Genomic DNA, 15,005 nt, shown 5'->3' on the forward strand with positions numbered 1-15,005 from the left:
ATCGAAGACGCACGGAAGGGAGCGCCTTCGATACGCCGCTGTGCGGCTACTCAGTCCGAACGGCATTTTTCTGCTCATGCAGTCCCCCCTCCAAAAGATGAATGCCATTCAGCATCCTGCTGAATGGCATTCATCTTTTAATCTTGACGAAAAAGCTTACAGCGCCGTCCGCTTGACCTTGTGAAACAGCCGGTTGAAATAAATCAGGCTGTCCTTCTTCTCATTGACCTTGACCTCGGCCAGCTCCACGAACATCACCGAGTGCGTACCCACTTCCTTGAACTCGCGGATGCGTCCCTGCAGCTTGACCAGGGCATCGGCCAGCACCGGCTGGCCCAGTTCGCCCGGCGCTTCCCAGATATCCCAGGCAAAGCGCTCTTCCATGGGCACCTTGGTGGCACCGGAGAAGTGCATGGCCAGTTGCTCCAGCTCATCGGAGAGCACGTTCACGCACAACCGTCCATTCTTCTTGAACACGTCATGCATGGCGCTGCCGCGATTGATGCAGACCAGGATCGTGGGCGGGGTATCGGTGACGGAACAGACGGCACTGGCGGTGATGCCGCAGCGGCCGCCTTCGCCATCGGTGGTGATGATGGAGACCGCCGCCGGCAGATGCGCCATGGCATTGCGAAACTCCAGTTGCTCCGCAGCAAGCGGTGCACGCGCAGCGGCGACGGTTGCGGTAGTGTTGTCTTGTTGGATGGTGCTGGTGCTCATGCGAACTCCCTGTTATGCACGCCGATGAAGCACGGCGACGGATCACAGCAGGTTAAGGCATGGCCATGGTGCAGACAATGCGTGCCACATGCCCGCCCCACAGGGGATTGCGGCAGACGATCTAGGTAAAAATACCTAGACCATCCGCAGAATCGCGGTGTTACAGTGGCGCTGATCCCGAGAATTTCAGGCCTGTTTTTTGCATAAGTCAAAGCGCGACGTATTGATTTGTGCCGACCAGTGCACCAAGGAATCGAGAGGGTCGGAAATTGTGCCGGTGCAAGCCGGCTCCATTTTGACGAGACGAGGAGTACAGATGGAAACCAACCCGCCGGTGGTCTACATCGTCGATGATGACGAGGCCGTTCGAACCTCGCTGGCCTGGCTGCTGAGCTCGGTCAACATCCGGACCGAATGCTTCGAGGGTCCCGAGGCTTTTCTCAAGGCCTATGACGCCAACAGCCTGTCCTGCCTGATCCTGGATGTGCGCATGCCCGAAATCAGCGGTTTCCAGTTGCAGGACCGCTTGAAGGAAATCGGCGCCGACATCCCCGTGATCTTCGTCTCGGGACATGGCGACATCCCCATGTCGGTGCGCGCCCTGCACAACGGCGCCGTCGACTTCCTGGAAAAACCCTACAACTCGCAGCAGATGCTCGAACGCATCCAGATGACGCTCAAGAACGTGGCCGGCAACATGCAGGCCCGCGAGCGCCGCCAGCTGCTGAAGGCACGCCTGAAGACGCTCACGGCACGCGAGCGCGAGATCCTGGAGAAGGTCATCATGGGCCAGTCCAGCAAGCTCATTGCGCGCGACCTCAACATCAGCGTCAAGACGGTGGACGTGCATCGCGCCAGCGTCAAGGACAAGCTGGGCTGCCAGAGCACCGCCACGCTGGTGCGCGACGTGTTGATGGATTTCGGGCCGGAATTTCTCAAGGCGGCCTGAGCTCCCCTGACCTGCCCCTGAGCATGCTCGACCGGGCCGCCGCTGCTGGCGCGGCCCGTTCTTGTTGATATCGCTTACGCTGCCTGCAGTGCGAAGAAGGCCACGGCACGCTTGAGTTGCGCCGCCTGGTCTTCCAGCGACTTGGCCGCCGCAGCAGCCTGTTCCACCAGTGCTGCATTCTGCTGGGTCACGCCATCCATCTGGCTCACCGCCTGATTGACCTGGTGGATGCCTTCGGCCTGTTCGCGGCTGGCGGTACTGATCTCGCCTACCAGCGTGTGGGCGCCGTGCACGCTGCCCACCACTTCCTGCATGGTCTTGCCGGCGCGCTCCACCAGCGCACTGCCGGCATCGACCTTGCTCACCGAATCATCGATCAGTTGTTTGATCTCCTTGGCCGCCGAGGCCGAGCGCTGTGCCAGCGCACGCACTTCGGAAGCCACCACGGCAAAGCCGCGTCCCTGCTCGCCCGCGCGCGCCGCTTCCACCGCTGCATTCAGGGCCAGGATGTTGGTCTGGAAGGCGATGCCATCGATCACGCCGATGATGTCCACGATCTTGCGCGAGGACTCATTGATGTTGCCCATGGTATCGATCAGTTCCTGCATCACCTGGCCGCCCTGGCCGGCGATGGACGCGGCCGATTTCACCAGGTCATTGGCCTGGTGCGCATTCTCGGAATTGGTGCGCACGCTGGAGGTGAGCTGCTCGATGGACGCCGCCGTTTCTTCCAGCGCCCCGGCCTGCTCCTCGGTACGGGCCGACAGATCGAGGTTGCCATTGGCGATCTCGCCGGAGGCCACGGCAATGCTGTCGGCGCCCAGGCGCACGGTCGAGACCACGCCGTGCAGGCGCTCGCTCATGCCTTGCAGCGAGGCCACCAGTTGACCCAGTTCGTCCTGGCCCATGGGCTCGGCGCGCGAGGTCAGGTCGCCGGCCGCCACGCGTTGCGAGATCGCCAGCGCTGCATTGACCGGACGGGTGATGCTGCGCGTGAGCAGCAGCGCGAAGGCGATGCCGCAGGCCAGGATCACGGCTTCCAGCGCAAAGATCTGCCATTGGCTGCTGGCGGCGTCCTTCTGGATGTCTGCGGAAATTTCATCGATGCGGGCGCGTTCGAAATCCAGCAAGGCCTTCATGGCCGACTGGGTATTGTTGGCAATGCCCACGTATTGCTTCTGGTAGAGCTCCTCGACCTTGGCCGCATCGCCCTGCTTCTTGGCGGCATAGATCTGGTCGCGGATGGTGAGGAACTGCTTGCGGGCCGCGTTGATGGCGCCGAAGAGATTCTTCTCTTCGTCACTGGTGAGCAGTTGCTCGACGTCCTTCAATGTTTGCGCCGATTCCTTGCTGGAGGCGGCGGCTTCCTTGGCGAGGAAGGCTTCCAGTTCCGGATCGCGGCTCTTGACCACGGTGGTGGTGCGCTGGATGGCGATCAACAGCAGGGTGTTCCACTGTCCCACCAGCCGTTCGGTCTTCAGCGGCACGTCCATCATCTGCTGCGTCTGCTGCGCCACCGTCTTGAGGCGCCAGATCCCCACGGCTGCGACCACCATGGAAAACACCAGCACCACGGCAAAGCCCGCCCCCAGGCGCGAACCGATACGTATGTTCTTGATCATTCTTCTTTCCATCCCTACCACGTTGACTATGGCGCCCCGAATGACGGACTTTCCCTGCCCGTCCGGCTTGCCCCCTGATGCCACCAGCAAGACCGGTGCCAGCCCCTTGCAATCCAGCAATAACGCCCGGCATGCGCTCGATTCTAGGAGCCCATCGCCATGGCGACCATATCAAAATGAAGAACCATGATATGCCAAAAAAGCAACGCAAGCGCGCAAAGCCTTGCCCGACAAGGATAGCGCAAACTAGCCCGGTGGAAATATTATGAAATATAAAACATTTATTTTCTCCGGTGCCCACCCGGAAGCCTGCCCCAGCGTTACGCCTGCACCAGGCCAAACTTGGGCACAATGGTGCCACCTTCCCGTTACCGGAACATTGCCGCACCATGTCCATGCCCGCCTCCCCCATCGCCCTGCTGCTGGCCGCCGGCCGGGGCAGCCGCTTCGATGCCCACGAACACAAGCTGCTGCAACCCTTCGTCCATCATGATGGACGCAACGGTATCGTCGCTACCGCCACTGCGGCTGCGTTGCTGGAAGTGATGCCGGTGGTGGCGGTGGTGCATGCAGCCGGTCCGCTGGCCGATGCGCTGCGGCAAGCCGGCTGCACGGTCTGCATGCCGTCGGCCAATACCCCGCGCGAGATGAGCGCCTCCCTGCGTTGCGGCTTGCAACATGCGGCCGATGCCTCGGGGTGGCTGGTGGCCTTGGCCGACATGCCGCGCGTGCAGCCTGACACGCTGCGCCGCTTGCGCGATGCGCTGGCGGCAGGGGCTTCGATGGTGGCACCGGTGATGCAGGGGCGCCGGGGCAATCCGGCCGGATTTTCGCGCACGCATCTGCAAGACCTGCTGGCCCTGCAGGGTGACCGTGGGGCAAGGGCCCTGCTGGAGAGGCCGGCACTGGTGGAGATAGCGGTGGAGGATGCGGGAATATTTGCCGACGTCGATACGCCGGAAGACCTGCAGCGCTTGCGGGAGAACCTGCGCTGATATGCGGTGCAGATTCCCCCTGCCGGATTGCGTGCTTCAGATTCCGCTGAACCAGTTGTAACCCTGGTCTTCCCAATAGCCGCCAGGATTCTGGTTGCTCACGAAGATGGCCACCACATGCTTGGGATTCTTGAAACCCAGCTTGGTCGGCACGCGCACCTTGAGCGGATAGCCGTATTGCGTGGGTAAGGCTTCCTTGCCGAAGTCGAGCGCCAGGATGGTCTGGGGATGCAGTGCGGTGGGCATGTCCAGGCTGGAGTAATAGCGGTCCGCGCATTTGAAGCCGACATACTTCGCGGTGAGATCGGCGCCCACCGCCTGCAGGAACAGGCGCAGCGGCACGCCCGACCACTGGCCGATGGCGCTCCAGCCTTCGATGCAGATGTGGCGCGTGATCTGGCCGGCCTGGGGCAAGGCCCGCAGCCGTTCCAAGGTCCAGCTGCGCTTGTCGCTGACCAGCCCCGAGACTTCCAGTTGCCAGTCGCTGCCATCGATCTCCGGTGCGTTGAACTCTTCATAGAAGGCATTGAACGGGAAGGGATTCGTGATCTGGCTGGCCGCATAGGTCGGCGCCAGTTTCTGGCCCCGGAACAGCAACGCCTGCACGCGGTCGTTCCAGCGCGACATGGCCCACAGCACCTTGTCCACGCTGTCGTTGTCCTGCAGGTCGCAGCCCGAGAGCATGGACAGCGCGCCCAGCGACAGCGCCGAGCGCAGCATGAGCCGCCGCTGCACCTTCACCAGGGCCGGGCGATGGTCGCTCAGCAGGATCTTCTCCTGGGCCGGCGCCTTGATGTCGTCCTTGTCTTTCATGATGAGCTGGCCTCCTTGTGGCGGCCCCCGGTCAGCATGGGAATCAGGGTCTTGGGAACGAGCACCACCAGGGCCAGGTGCACCACCACGAAGGCGACAATGCCGGCCATCGCGACGAAGTGCACCTTGCGGGCGAAGTCGAAACCGCCGAAGACATTCGCCAGCCAGTCCAGCTGCACCGGCTTCCACAGGGCCAGCCCTGACAGCACCACCAGGATGCCCAACAGGATCACGGCGCAATACAGCAGCTTCTGCACAGCGTTATAGACGCCCGGCTGGTGCGGCAGGCGAAAGCGCACCGCCTGCAGGGTATCGCGCCAGACTTCAACGGGACGCACCGGCAGCAGATGGCGGCGGAAGTGGCCGCTCAGGCAGCCATAGAGCAGATAGAACAAGCCGTTGGCGGCCAGCAGCCACATCGCCGCGAAATGCCAGGCGATGGCACCGCCGAGCCAGCCGCCCAGGGTCATCCCGACAGGGAATTTGAAACCGAAGATGGGCGAGGCGTTGTAGATGCCCCAGCCACTGGGGACCATGCAGGCGATGGCCACGGCATTGAGCCAATGCGCAATGCGCACGGCCAGCGGATGAAGAACGGGTGGGGGGGGCATCCTGGCACCTGCTTACATGGGCGGCGTGACGCCGTTCTTGCCGGCGCTGATGCTGTTGGCGGTCAGGCTGCCATCGGCATTCTTGCGCGCGCGCACCACCACCTTGACGCCAGCGGCCAGCAGCGAGCGGTCACCCGGTTCGATGCTGACCACGGGGACATCCTCGGGCACCACGATCTTCTTCTCGCCGTCCTTGTACTTCAGCGTCAGGGTGCGGCCATGGCTGGCGACCACATCGCCCACGGTGCCGTTGGTCATGGTGCTGTTGGGTGCCAGGTCGAAGGGACGATGACCATCGCCGGTGCCGGCCATGGCGGGCGGGAAGACGTGCACTTCCAGCGCCTTCTGCGAGCCGTCCGGCTGTGGAATGCCGGCCGCACCGATGTAGCTGCCGGGCTTGATGTCGTTGATGTTGGCAATCGAGATGGCGGCCACGCGGGTGTCCTTGTCCAGCGCCACGCTTTGCTCGCCGCCCTTGTTGCTCTTGACGACCAGTTGATCCTTGCCGACCGAGACGATGGTGCCGCGAATGCCGACCTGCTGCGCGGGCGTTTGCGCCGACGCCACCGAGGCCACCAGCTGGCTGGCCAGCAGCACCGGCATCAGTGCGCCACGGACAAATTGGGGCAGAGTTGTTTTGATCATGGGATAGGGTCCTGAAAGACGGATTTTTGAAGGGGGAGCCTGATTCTAGGCAATCAAAAACGTCATTCGAATGACATTTGAATGACAAAAATGTCATTCTTCCCGCGCCGTGGCTGCGCGGTGTAAAGAGGCGTGAGATCAAGACGACCGCCGCTACTCAGCAGGACGAGGCTGAGCAGAGGCGGCGCTCATACAGGGGGAGGATGCCCGGCCCGCAGAGGGCCGGTGAAAGACAGGGCTCAGTTATCCTGATGCGCCCAATTGAAGCTCAGCGAGACCGGCTTCCCGGCCACGCTGACCTTGGTGGTCTTCTTGACGCCGTTGTAGACGGCCGTGATTTCATACTCGCCGGAAGGCAGCTTGAGGTTGGTCATCGGTCCCGCGCTCGGCAGGCTGAACACGCTCTTGCCGTGATGATCGGCCACGTTCAGCTTGACGTTGCTGACGTAGGCACCGTCCTTGGCTTCAGAAAACAGCAGGCACAGGTTGTAATCCTTGGCCGCCTCGCGCAGCCTGGCCTGCTCGCCCGCGCCAATGCCGCCGTTCATGTAGGCAACCGTACCCTGCATGTCCTGGGCGTAAGTCAGTGGCGCAGCCATGCCGGCGAGGCCGAAGACGATGGCGCTGATGGCGGTGATCTTGGTGATGTCCATGATGGCTCCTTGTCGTGGTTCAGGATGAAAGCGCTGCCGCTCCATGGCGGAGCGTCGGGGCCGGCCCAATGCTGAGCTGACCGTCGATGCAGCTACTCTAGGTCCGCAAAATTAAGGGATCCTTAACACGAGAAAAGATTCCGGTTGCCGCCACCAGGCGCAGGCCATCGCCTTACCGGCCCTCCACATCTTCCGGCACGCGCCGCAGTTCGTCTTCCATCTGTTCCAGGCGCCGGGCATGGGACTGGATGACGTCGCGCTGGTCAGACACTGCAGCAGACAGTGCCGTGAGACGACCAGTACAGTACTCGGCCACTTCATCGGACAGTTGCTCCAGAGCGGCCAGTACACTTTGTCCCAGTGCTTCATACAGTTTTTCGTAGGACGGCGGCAAGTCATCGGCGACGTGTTCATAGCCGCTGGCTGCCGGCAGCACCAGCGCCACGGACGCTGGCACCGGCAATACGTGGCTGTCCAGCATCGCACGTGCGTGGCGCTCGAAGGCGTGCATCAGTTGTGGCTGCACGGTGGCCAGCACGGCGCTCACGTCGCAGCCGGCCGCATGCTGCTCCAGCAAGGCCGGCAGGCCCGGCATGAGCTCGCGCCACGCCAGTTGCACGATGCGCATGCACTGCGCCGGCAGGGCCGCCTGTTCGCTCTCCAGCACCTGCTGCAAACCCTGCAGCGCCGGCAGGGTCTGGCCCTGCAAGGGCGCCAGCACGTCTTCCTGCAGATGGTGCAGCAGCACTTCGGCAGGCTTGCGGTCGCGGTAGGCCAGGGCCGGTGCCAGCAACTCGGAGAGCGCCGCATACAGGCGCTCGAAACCGGCCCCCTTCATCGCCTGCGCATCCGCACCGGCACTGCGGGCGAAGTGCGCGGAGACCGAGACCGGGTCCTTCAACTGGCGCACTGCCACGCCCAGTGCCTGCAGCTTGTGGGCGGCACGCGTGCGCACGTCGGCTTCCTGCTCGGCGCGGTTGGCGTCGGATTTGTTGCGCAGGCATTTGACGATCTGGCCGTCCACTTCATCCTCGTCGATCACGTCGCTGCGTGTTAGCACCGGCAGCAGCGGCTTGCCCCGGCGCAGTTCGCGCGCCAGTTCGTCGAGCTCCTGGACCTGGCCCGGCGAGGTCGAACTGGTCAGCCACAGCACCGCATCGGCGCTGTCAAGGAAGCGCTGGGTCAGGGCGGCATTGTCATCGGTAGCCGAATGCAGGCCGGGGGTATCGAGCAGCACCAGGCCATCGCCCAGGCAGACGCCTTGCAGGCGCGCGGTGGTCTCGGTCGCGCCTTCATGGAAAGGATCTTCAGTCTCTACCAGTTGCCCGCCCTGCAGATGGAAATACTGCACCGCCTGGCGGCGCTCGCCGAAGCGCTGCGCGAGAAAGTTGCATAACGAGCTTTTACCGGCATTGAACTTGCCGAACACCAGCACCATCAGCTTGCCCTCGAAGCGCTGGGCCAGCGCGCGCGCGGGTGCCAGGGCGATCCATTGTTCTTCGCGGCGCTCTGCCTGTTGCGCCAGGTCTTCCTGCAGCGCTGCGATGCGGCGGGCGATCGGACTGCTGCCCTGCCATCCGTTGGCCTGCAAGCGTGCACCCTGCATGGCCTGGCCCAGCGATGCCAGCCAGTCGCGCAACGCCGCCAGCACCGGCTGCAGGTCGGTCTCATGCTGGCCGGTGCGGCCGATGGCCTCGATGAAGCGCTGTTCTTCGCGGTTCATGCGCCTGCTCCTTCGCGCAGGCGCGCCAATGCCTGCAGGGCACGCGCATGGGCATGCCGCTCGGCCTCGCTGCAGAGGATCTGTTGCTGCAAGGCCTGGCGGTCTTCCGACAGTTCGTAGTAATGCAGGAAGGAAGCCGTCAGGTGCGCCTGTCCGGCCGGCTCGCAGAATTGGCGGCGCAGGTCGGCGCGGTATTTGATGGAGATTCCCAGGACCGCCACCATGACCGTATCCAGGCTCGCCACCGAAGTGCGTTGACTGGCCGGCAGTCCTTCCACGCCGTGCTGGATCAGGTGCGTACGAATGGCGATGCAGGCCCGCGAATAGGCGACGTGGATGCGTGCCCGTTCGCGCTTGCCGGCCGTGAGCCTGAACTCGTCGGCGGCGCTGTCAGGCAGCAGGGCCGGGTCCTCGCCCTGCAGTTCGACGATGGGCAACAGGTCTTGATGCACCTTCTCCAGCACGGCCTGCAAGCCTTGCTCGAAGTCCTGGCGCTGCTGTTGCTGGCGTTGCCGCAAGGCCAGCAAGGTGGCCTCTACGGCGGCCTGCTGGTGCTGCAATTGCTGGCCGATCTCGGTGAAGAGCAGGCTGCGTTCGTGCTGGCGAGCGGCGGGCACCTGCGCCACCATCTCGCGCAGCAAGGCCTGCAGTGCAGGGATGCCGCTACGCTGCAGCAGCAGCGCCTTGCCGCCTTCCACACCGTTGCGATGGCGCGTAGACGACACCGGATGCAGCGTCAGGCCCGGTGCCTGCGCCTGGATGGCGGCGCTGACCTTGGCCAGTTGCTCTTCGTCGCTCATCTGGTCCACCTGCGTCAGCACGAACAGGGTCTGCCGCCGCGTGCGCTGCTGGTCCTGACGCAGGGCCTGCAGCAGATGGCCTTCGGCGGCGTCCAGTTCGCCCTCCTTGGCGGCATGCACGAACAGGCGCACGTCGGCCTGCAGCCAGGTGGCTTCCTGGGCGTGGCTGTCGTCCTGCAGGGCGACGTCGGCATCCAGGCCGGGCGCATCCAGCCAGCGCAGTTCGGCGTGGTGATGTTCGGACAGCGTGACCGTTTCGCGCCGGTCGGCCACGGCGAACACGTCGCGGCCCATCAGCTCGTTCAACAGGCGGCTCTTTCCGTGGTTGTACTTGCCGACCACGGTGATGGTCGGTGCGGCGTGCGGCTGTGCCAGCACGCGCAGGCGCGCCAGGTCATGCGCGCGCCCGGGCACCACGGCCAGTACCTCGCGGGCCAGGGGGTCGAAGACGTCATTCGGCGGGTTCATTGGGGTCTCCATGCGTTTTCATTTTTTCGGGATGGGGCGGCCGATCAGCCAGTAGGCAGCCATGCCGATGACCACGCCCCAGAATGCCGCGCCCAGTCCGAACAGCGTCATGCCCGAGGCGGTGGCGAGGAAGGTGATGACGGCCGGTTCGGCGTAGCTGCCGTCCTCGCTCATCAGGCGGATGTTGGATACGATGGCGCCGATCAGCGCCAGCCCCGCCAGGGCCGCGATCAGTTCCTTGGGAAAGGCCGCAAAGAGCGTCACGATGGACGCCGCGAAAGTGCCCCCGATGAGATAGAAGACGCCATTGGCGATGCCGGCCACGTAGCGCCTGCCGGGTTCGGGATGAGCATCCTTGCCGGTGCAGAGTGCGGCCGTGATGGCCGCCAGCACGATGGTGATGCCGCCGAAGCAGGCCGTCACCAGCGAAGCCAGGCCGGTGCCGGTGACCACGGCGCGGGTGGGCGGATGATAGCCCGCCAGTTGCAGCACCGCCATGCCCGGCAGGAACTGCCCGGTCAGGCTCACCAGCACGAGCGGCACGGTCAGGCTGAAGAACACGCCCACGCTAAACTGCGGCGCGATGAAGACCGGCTGCGCCAGTTGCAGATGCAACGCCCCCATGTCGGTGCGGCCACTGGCAAAGGCCACCGCAAACCCGGTCAGCGCCACCACCACGATGCCGTAGCGTGGCCACCAGCGGCGTCCGGCGAGGTAGGCCGCGAGCATGGCAAAGACCATCAGCGGTGCGCCCACGCTGGAGCGGAAGGCTTGCACGCCGAACTGGAACAGGATGCCCGCCATCATCCCCGCAGCAATGCCCTTGGGGATGAAGGCGAGGATTTTCTCGAAGTAGCCGGTCACGCCGATGGCGATCAGGATCAGGGCTGCCATCACATAAGCGCCCACCACGTCGGCCATGCCGATGCCGGGAAAAGAGGCTCAGCAGCAGCGCCGTCCCGGGCGCCGACCAGGCCGTGATGATGGGCATCCTGAACCACCAGCTCAGGAGCAGCCCGCTCACCCCCGCGCCCATGGAAATACCCCAGACCCAGGACACCAGTTGCGCCTCGGGCACCTGCCCGGCATGCGCCGCCTGCACGAAGATCACCAGCGGGCCGGCATAGGAAATCAGGACCGCCAGAAAACCGGCCACCCACGCCGTGAGCGAGCCTTGACGTTGCACCATGGACGCTTCAATGCTCATGCCACCTCATCCTTGTACAAAAAAAGATCCGGCGCCTGGCGGATTGCTCCGCCAGGCGCCCCAACGGCTTGAACCAAGCGCGATGTCAAACGCTGCTGCGCGAGACCGGTGCGGCCGTCACGCTGACCGTCTCAGGCGCGCTGCGCGGGCCATGGCGATAGCGCAGCAGGAAGAGGCCGAAGGCCAGCGCCGCCACCAGGCCCGGAATGGCGAAGACCAGGAAATTCATCGTCAGCGGCAAGGCCGCCGCCATCAGCGCGCCACCCAGCAGCGGACCCACGATGGCCCCCGAGCGGCCCACCCCCGAGGCCCAGCCGAGGCCGGTGGAACGGATCGCCAGCGGATAGAACTGGGCGGTGTTGGCATACAGCAGGATCTGCGTGCCGATGGTGGTAGCACCGGCCACGATGATGAGCAGGTACAGCACCGGCGTGGGGCTGTTGTAGCCCAGCAGGGCGATGGCCACCGTGCCCACGGCGAAGAAGCTGACCACTACCTTGGGCAAGCTGAAACGGTCCCCCAGCCAGCCACCGCCGATGGCTCCGACCACGCCGCCGAAGTTGAGCGCCAGCAGGAAGGAGAGCGACGAGCCCAGGCTGTAACCGGCGCTGGCCATGAGCTTGGGTAGCCAGGAGCCGAGCGCATAGACCATCAGCAGGCAACAGAAGAAGGCGATCCAGATCATCAGCGTGCCCACCGTGCGGTCCTGCTTGAACAGTTCCAGCATGGGCGCACCGGACGGCCTGGCGTCGCCCTGCACCAGTTGCACATCGGTACCGGGGACGGCTTGCGGAGCGACCTGTGCCAGCATGGCACGAGCCTGCTCCTGCTTGCCGGCGCGCAGCAGGAAGCCGACCGATTCCGGCAGCTTCCACAGGATCACCGGCAGCAGCACCAGCGGCACGGCGGCGGCGAAGAACATCGATTGCCAGCCGAAGCTGGGCAGCATCAAGATGCCCAGGCCCGCGCACAGCACGCCGCCCAGCGAATAGCCGCTGAACATGATGGCCACCAGGGTGCTGCGCAGGCGCTTGGGCGCGTATTCATTCATCAGCGCCACCGCATTGGGCATGAGGCCGCCGCAGCCCAGGCCGGCGGCGAAGCGGAAGATGCCAAACTCGGTGGGCGAAGTGGCAAAGCCGCTCAGGAAGGTGGAAACGCTGAAGAGCACGAAGCTGATCGCCACGCCCTTCTTGCGGCCGATGCGGTCGGCCAGCGGACCGAAGACGAAGGCGCCGAACATCATGCCGAACAGGGCATAGCTGCCGAGGGCGCCGGCCTGCACCGGCGAGAGTGCCCACTCCTTCATCAGCACCGGCAGCACGGCGCCGTAGATGAACAGGTCATAGCCGTCGAACACCAGCAGCAATGCGCACAGGCACATCACCATCCAGTGGAATTGCGTGAAACGCGCGCCATCGATGAGCAGGCTCACTTCCTGGGTTTTCATGGGGTCTCCTCCTCCTTGGTGTGGGTAGTCTTCCGTGGGCTGCGCTGTTATGGTCTGCTTGCTGTTTGCGCGGACGGATCAGTGTTGTTGCTTGCGTTTCAGGCCGGTGTCGTTCCCTTCTTGCGCAGATGCGCCACCGCCTTGATTTCGATGATGTAACCAGGTCCGCCGCCGAGCATGTGGGCGCCGGTAGCGGTCCAGGCCGGCAACGGGTAGCTGGTCAGATAGCGTTGGCGCACCTTGATGAACAGCGGCAGGTCGCGCATGTCGGTGTGGAAGGTGGACAGATCGACGATATCGTCCAGCGTGCCGCCCGCCGTCTCCAGCACGTGCTTGAGGTTCTCGAAGGCTTGCACGATCTGGGCTTCGCGCGGCTCCACCAGTTGCATGTCGGGACCGCGCCCGATCTGGCCGGACACATACAGCACATCGCCCACCAGCACACCGGGGGCATAGCCGATTTTTTCGTAGACCTCTTCCATTCCCTTGGGGATGATGGCCTGGCGTTCAGACATGGTGTCTCCGTTCGATGGAAAGGGGTTTCAACCGTTGTCGCCACCCGCCACCGGCAACACGGCGCCGGTGATGTAGCTGGCGTCATCGGAGGCAAGAAAGAGAATCGGTGCGATCTGCTCTTCCAGCGTGCCGTAGCGTTTGAAGAAGTTGGACCCGGTGACCTGTTGCACGGCCTCCTGCATCCATGCCTGCTCCTGCGCACTGTCGCCCTCGGCATTGCGCGGCACACGGCGCGGTGGTGCCTGGGTGCCACCGGGCGCGGTGGCCACCACGCGGATGCCCTCTTCGCCGTATTCCATCGCCAGTGCGGTGGTCAGGGCATTGACCCCGCCCTTGGCCGCCGAGTACGGCACGCGGCGAATGCCGCGCGTGGCATTGGAAGAGACGTTGACGATGGTGCCCCGGCCCTGCTGCAGCATGTGCGGCAGCACTGCATGACAACCGTAGAGCGTGGGCATGAGCGAGCGGCGGATCTCGGCATCGATCTGCGCGGCCTCGTATTGGGCAAAGGGGCGCATGCGGATGGCGCCGCCCACGCCATTGACCAGCAGGTCGATGCGGCCATGCAACTGGATCGCCCGTGCCATCGCAGCTTGCGCTCCGGCATAGGTTTCGAGATCAGCGATGAAACCTGTGCCACGCCCTTGAGCGGCCTCCATCGCCACCTCATGGATGAACTCGGCGCGATCCACCAGCAGCACCTGCCCGCCTTCTTGCGCAATGCCCATCGCCACGCCGCGCAGGATGCCCTGGGCCGCGCCGGTGACCACGGCGACCTTGCCGGTGAAGCGAGTGCTCATGCTGCCACCGCCACCGGCTGGCTGGTGACGAACTTCTCGTAATGGAAGCTGGCCGGGACGATGCCCTGTGCCTGGAAGTGCTGCTGTACCGCCTCCACCATCGGCGGCGGACCGCACAGATAAACATCGACCTGGCCATCATGCAGGACCTCGGCCGGCATGTGCTGGGTCACGTAGCCCTGGCGCGGATGGGCAGTGGCCGGGTCGGCCACGCAGGTGGAGAAGGTCAAGCCCGGCAGGCGTTGCTGCAGCTCTTCCAGCCGCTCCACCAGCACCAGATCCTGGTCACGGGTGACGCCATAGATCAGGTGTACCGGCTGCTGCACGCCCTGCCGCACCATCTCTTCCAGCATCGACAGGAAAGGCGCCAAACCGGTGCCACCGGCCAGCATCAACACCGGCTTGTTCACCGGACGCAGGTAGAAGCTGCCCAGCGGGCCGGTCAGTTCCAGCGCATCACCCGCAGCGGCGTTGGCCAGCCAGCCACTCATGAGCCCGCCCGGCACGTTCTTGATGAAGAAGCTCATGCGCGCCGCGCCCGAGGGCGAGCTGAAGGAATAGGCGCGATGCTGGCCGCTGCCGGGTACAACGATGTTGACGTATTGCCCCGGCAGGAAGGCCGGTGCATCCGCACCCACCTCCAGCACCAGTTCAAAGGCGGCTCCGCCGAAAGCGGTCACCTCGGCCACCTTGCCGCCGAACTTCGCAGTACCGGTCTTGCAGGCCGTGGAGCGCACGGGCACGGCAATCACGCAATCGGACTGCGGCACCATCTGACAGGTCAGCACCATGCCTTCGGCGGCTTCATCGACGTTGAGGGCTTCTTCGATGTAGTCGTCGCCCAGCTCGTATTGCCCGCTCTCGGCGCGGCACTTGCAGGTGCCGCACACGCCATCGGAACAATCCATGGGCAGGTTGATGCGCTGGCGGAACGCGGCGTCCAGGACTTTTTCCGTGGCGCCGCACTCGATGATGCGGGTCACCCCGTCTTCAAAATTGAGGGCGATGCGATAGCTGCTCATGTCATGTCTCC

At 64.3% G+C, this 15,005-nt stretch carries 14 protein-coding genes and 1 pseudogene; 2 read left to right on the forward strand and 13 right to left on the reverse strand.

Translation table 11 applies throughout. The annotated features are described in order from the left end of the window. Positions 1-156: 156 nt before the first annotated feature. Positions 157-720, reverse strand: coding sequence for a 4-hydroxyphenylacetate 3-monooxygenase, reductase component (hpaC, locus tag ACVC5H_RS19165; protein ID WP_489619349.1), 564 nt, complete (start codon positions 718-720; stop codon positions 157-159). Between the two features lie 316 nt (positions 721-1,036). Here hpaC and ACVC5H_RS19170 point away from each other — a divergent pair, with 316 nt between their 5' ends. Next, positions 1,037-1,669, forward strand: a complete 633-nt coding sequence (locus ACVC5H_RS19170; RefSeq protein WP_489619350.1) for a response regulator transcription factor — start codon at positions 1,037-1,039, stop codon at positions 1,667-1,669. Positions 1,670-1,743: 74 nt separating this feature from the next. Here the strand turns inward: ACVC5H_RS19170 and ACVC5H_RS19175 are convergent, their stop codons facing one another. Next, positions 1,744-3,291 (reverse strand): methyl-accepting chemotaxis protein, encoded by a 1,548-nt coding sequence (locus tag ACVC5H_RS19175; RefSeq protein ID WP_489619351.1) that lies wholly within the window; start codon positions 3,289-3,291, stop codon positions 1,744-1,746. Positions 3,292-3,680: 389 nt separating this feature from the next. On the opposite strand from ACVC5H_RS19175, the gene ACVC5H_RS19180 reads away from it, so the two are divergent. Further along, positions 3,681-4,286, forward strand: a complete 606-nt coding sequence (locus tag ACVC5H_RS19180) for a nucleotidyltransferase family protein (protein ID WP_489619352.1) — start codon at positions 3,681-3,683, stop codon at positions 4,284-4,286. Positions 4,287-4,322: 36 nt separating this feature from the next. Here ACVC5H_RS19180 and ACVC5H_RS19185 read toward each other — a convergent pair whose 3' ends face one another. From ACVC5H_RS19185 to benC, 11 genes and pseudogenes are all read right to left on the reverse strand, one after another. Then, entirely contained in the window at positions 4,323-5,099 is a 777-nt protein-coding gene (locus tag ACVC5H_RS19185) for a molybdopterin-dependent oxidoreductase (protein ID WP_489619353.1), read from the reverse strand. Next, positions 5,096-5,710 carry a cytochrome b/b6 domain-containing protein gene (locus tag ACVC5H_RS19190; protein WP_489619354.1) on the reverse strand — a complete coding sequence of 205 codons (615 nt, stop codon included), beginning with the start codon at positions 5,708-5,710 and terminating at the stop codon, positions 5,096-5,098. Before ACVC5H_RS19190 ends, ACVC5H_RS19185 begins: the two co-directional genes overlap by 4 nt. A 12-nt stretch (positions 5,711-5,722) precedes the next feature. After that, the gene (locus ACVC5H_RS19195; RefSeq protein WP_489619355.1) at positions 5,723-6,355 is read right to left on the reverse strand and encodes a DUF5666 domain-containing protein; all 633 of its coding nucleotides are present in this window, start codon (positions 6,353-6,355) and stop codon (positions 5,723-5,725) included. Between the two features lie 239 nt (positions 6,356-6,594). Further along, on the reverse strand, positions 6,595-7,008 hold the full coding sequence (locus ACVC5H_RS19200; protein ID WP_489619356.1) for a hypothetical protein: 414 nt from the start codon (positions 7,006-7,008) through the stop codon (positions 6,595-6,597). Positions 7,009-7,180: 172 nt separating this feature from the next. Beyond that, positions 7,181-8,731 (reverse strand): dynamin family protein, encoded by a 1,551-nt coding sequence (locus ACVC5H_RS19205; RefSeq protein ID WP_489619357.1) that lies wholly within the window; start codon positions 8,729-8,731, stop codon positions 7,181-7,183. Next, on the reverse strand, positions 8,728-9,999 hold the full coding sequence (locus ACVC5H_RS19210) for a GTPase (RefSeq protein WP_489619358.1): 1,272 nt from the start codon (positions 9,997-9,999) through the stop codon (positions 8,728-8,730). The genes ACVC5H_RS19205 and ACVC5H_RS19210 overlap by 4 nt, the downstream gene beginning before the upstream one ends. A gap of 18 nt (positions 10,000-10,017) precedes the next feature. Then, positions 10,018-11,188: pseudogene (locus tag ACVC5H_RS19215) on the reverse strand (benzoate/H(+) symporter BenE family transporter). Between the two features lie 103 nt (positions 11,189-11,291). Further along, positions 11,292-12,656: an MFS transporter gene (locus tag ACVC5H_RS19220; protein ID WP_489619359.1), complete on the reverse strand. Its 1,365-nt coding sequence runs from the start codon at positions 12,654-12,656 to the stop codon at positions 11,292-11,294. 98 nt (positions 12,657-12,754) lie between these two features. Continuing rightward, positions 12,755-13,171, reverse strand: a complete 417-nt coding sequence (locus ACVC5H_RS19225) for a RidA family protein (RefSeq protein WP_489619360.1) — start codon at positions 13,169-13,171, stop codon at positions 12,755-12,757. 27 nt (positions 13,172-13,198) lie between these two features. Next, positions 13,199-13,972 carry a benzoate diol dehydrogenase BenD gene (gene benD, locus ACVC5H_RS19230; RefSeq protein WP_489619361.1) on the reverse strand — a complete coding sequence of 258 codons (774 nt, stop codon included), beginning with the start codon at positions 13,970-13,972 and terminating at the stop codon, positions 13,199-13,201. Then, positions 13,969-14,994, reverse strand: coding sequence for a benzoate 1,2-dioxygenase electron transfer component BenC (gene benC / locus ACVC5H_RS19235; protein ID WP_489619362.1), 1,026 nt, complete (start codon positions 14,992-14,994; stop codon positions 13,969-13,971). Before benC ends, benD begins: the two co-directional genes overlap by 4 nt. Positions 14,995-15,005: the final 11 nt, after the last annotated feature.

This window comes from Herbaspirillum sp. Her3, from assembly GCF_057961275.1.

Bases quoted from the DNA above. Each gene is read 5' to 3' on its own strand.
- hpaC (WP_489619349.1), bottom strand. From the start codon at position 720: ATGAGCACCAGCACCATCCAACAAGACAACACTACCGCAACCGTCGCC.
- ACVC5H_RS19170 (WP_489619350.1), top strand. From the start codon at position 1,037: ATGGAAACCAACCCGCCGGTGGTCTACATCGTCGATGATGACGAGGCC.
- ACVC5H_RS19175 (WP_489619351.1), bottom strand. From the start codon at position 3,291: ATGATCAAGAACATACGTATCGGTTCGCGCCTGGGGGCGGGCTTTGCC.
- ACVC5H_RS19180 (WP_489619352.1), top strand. From the start codon at position 3,681: ATGTCCATGCCCGCCTCCCCCATCGCCCTGCTGCTGGCCGCCGGCCGG.
- ACVC5H_RS19185 (WP_489619353.1), bottom strand. From the start codon at position 5,099: ATGAAAGACAAGGACGACATCAAGGCGCCGGCCCAGGAGAAGATCCTG.
- ACVC5H_RS19190 (WP_489619354.1), bottom strand. From the start codon at position 5,710: ATGCCCCCCCCACCCGTTCTTCATCCGCTGGCCGTGCGCATTGCGCAT.
- ACVC5H_RS19195 (WP_489619355.1), bottom strand. From the start codon at position 6,355: ATGATCAAAACAACTCTGCCCCAATTTGTCCGTGGCGCACTGATGCCG.
- ACVC5H_RS19200 (WP_489619356.1), bottom strand. From the start codon at position 7,008: ATGGACATCACCAAGATCACCGCCATCAGCGCCATCGTCTTCGGCCTC.
- ACVC5H_RS19205 (WP_489619357.1), bottom strand. From the start codon at position 8,731: ATGAACCGCGAAGAACAGCGCTTCATCGAGGCCATCGGCCGCACCGGC.
- ACVC5H_RS19210 (WP_489619358.1), bottom strand. From the start codon at position 9,999: ATGAACCCGCCGAATGACGTCTTCGACCCCCTGGCCCGCGAGGTACTG.
- ACVC5H_RS19220 (WP_489619359.1), bottom strand. From the start codon at position 12,656: ATGAAAACCCAGGAAGTGAGCCTGCTCATCGATGGCGCGCGTTTCACG.
- ACVC5H_RS19225 (WP_489619360.1), bottom strand. From the start codon at position 13,171: ATGTCTGAACGCCAGGCCATCATCCCCAAGGGAATGGAAGAGGTCTAC.
- benD (WP_489619361.1), bottom strand. From the start codon at position 13,972: ATGAGCACTCGCTTCACCGGCAAGGTCGCCGTGGTCACCGGCGCGGCC.
- benC (WP_489619362.1), bottom strand. From the start codon at position 14,994: ATGAGCAGCTATCGCATCGCCCTCAATTTTGAAGACGGGGTGACCCGC.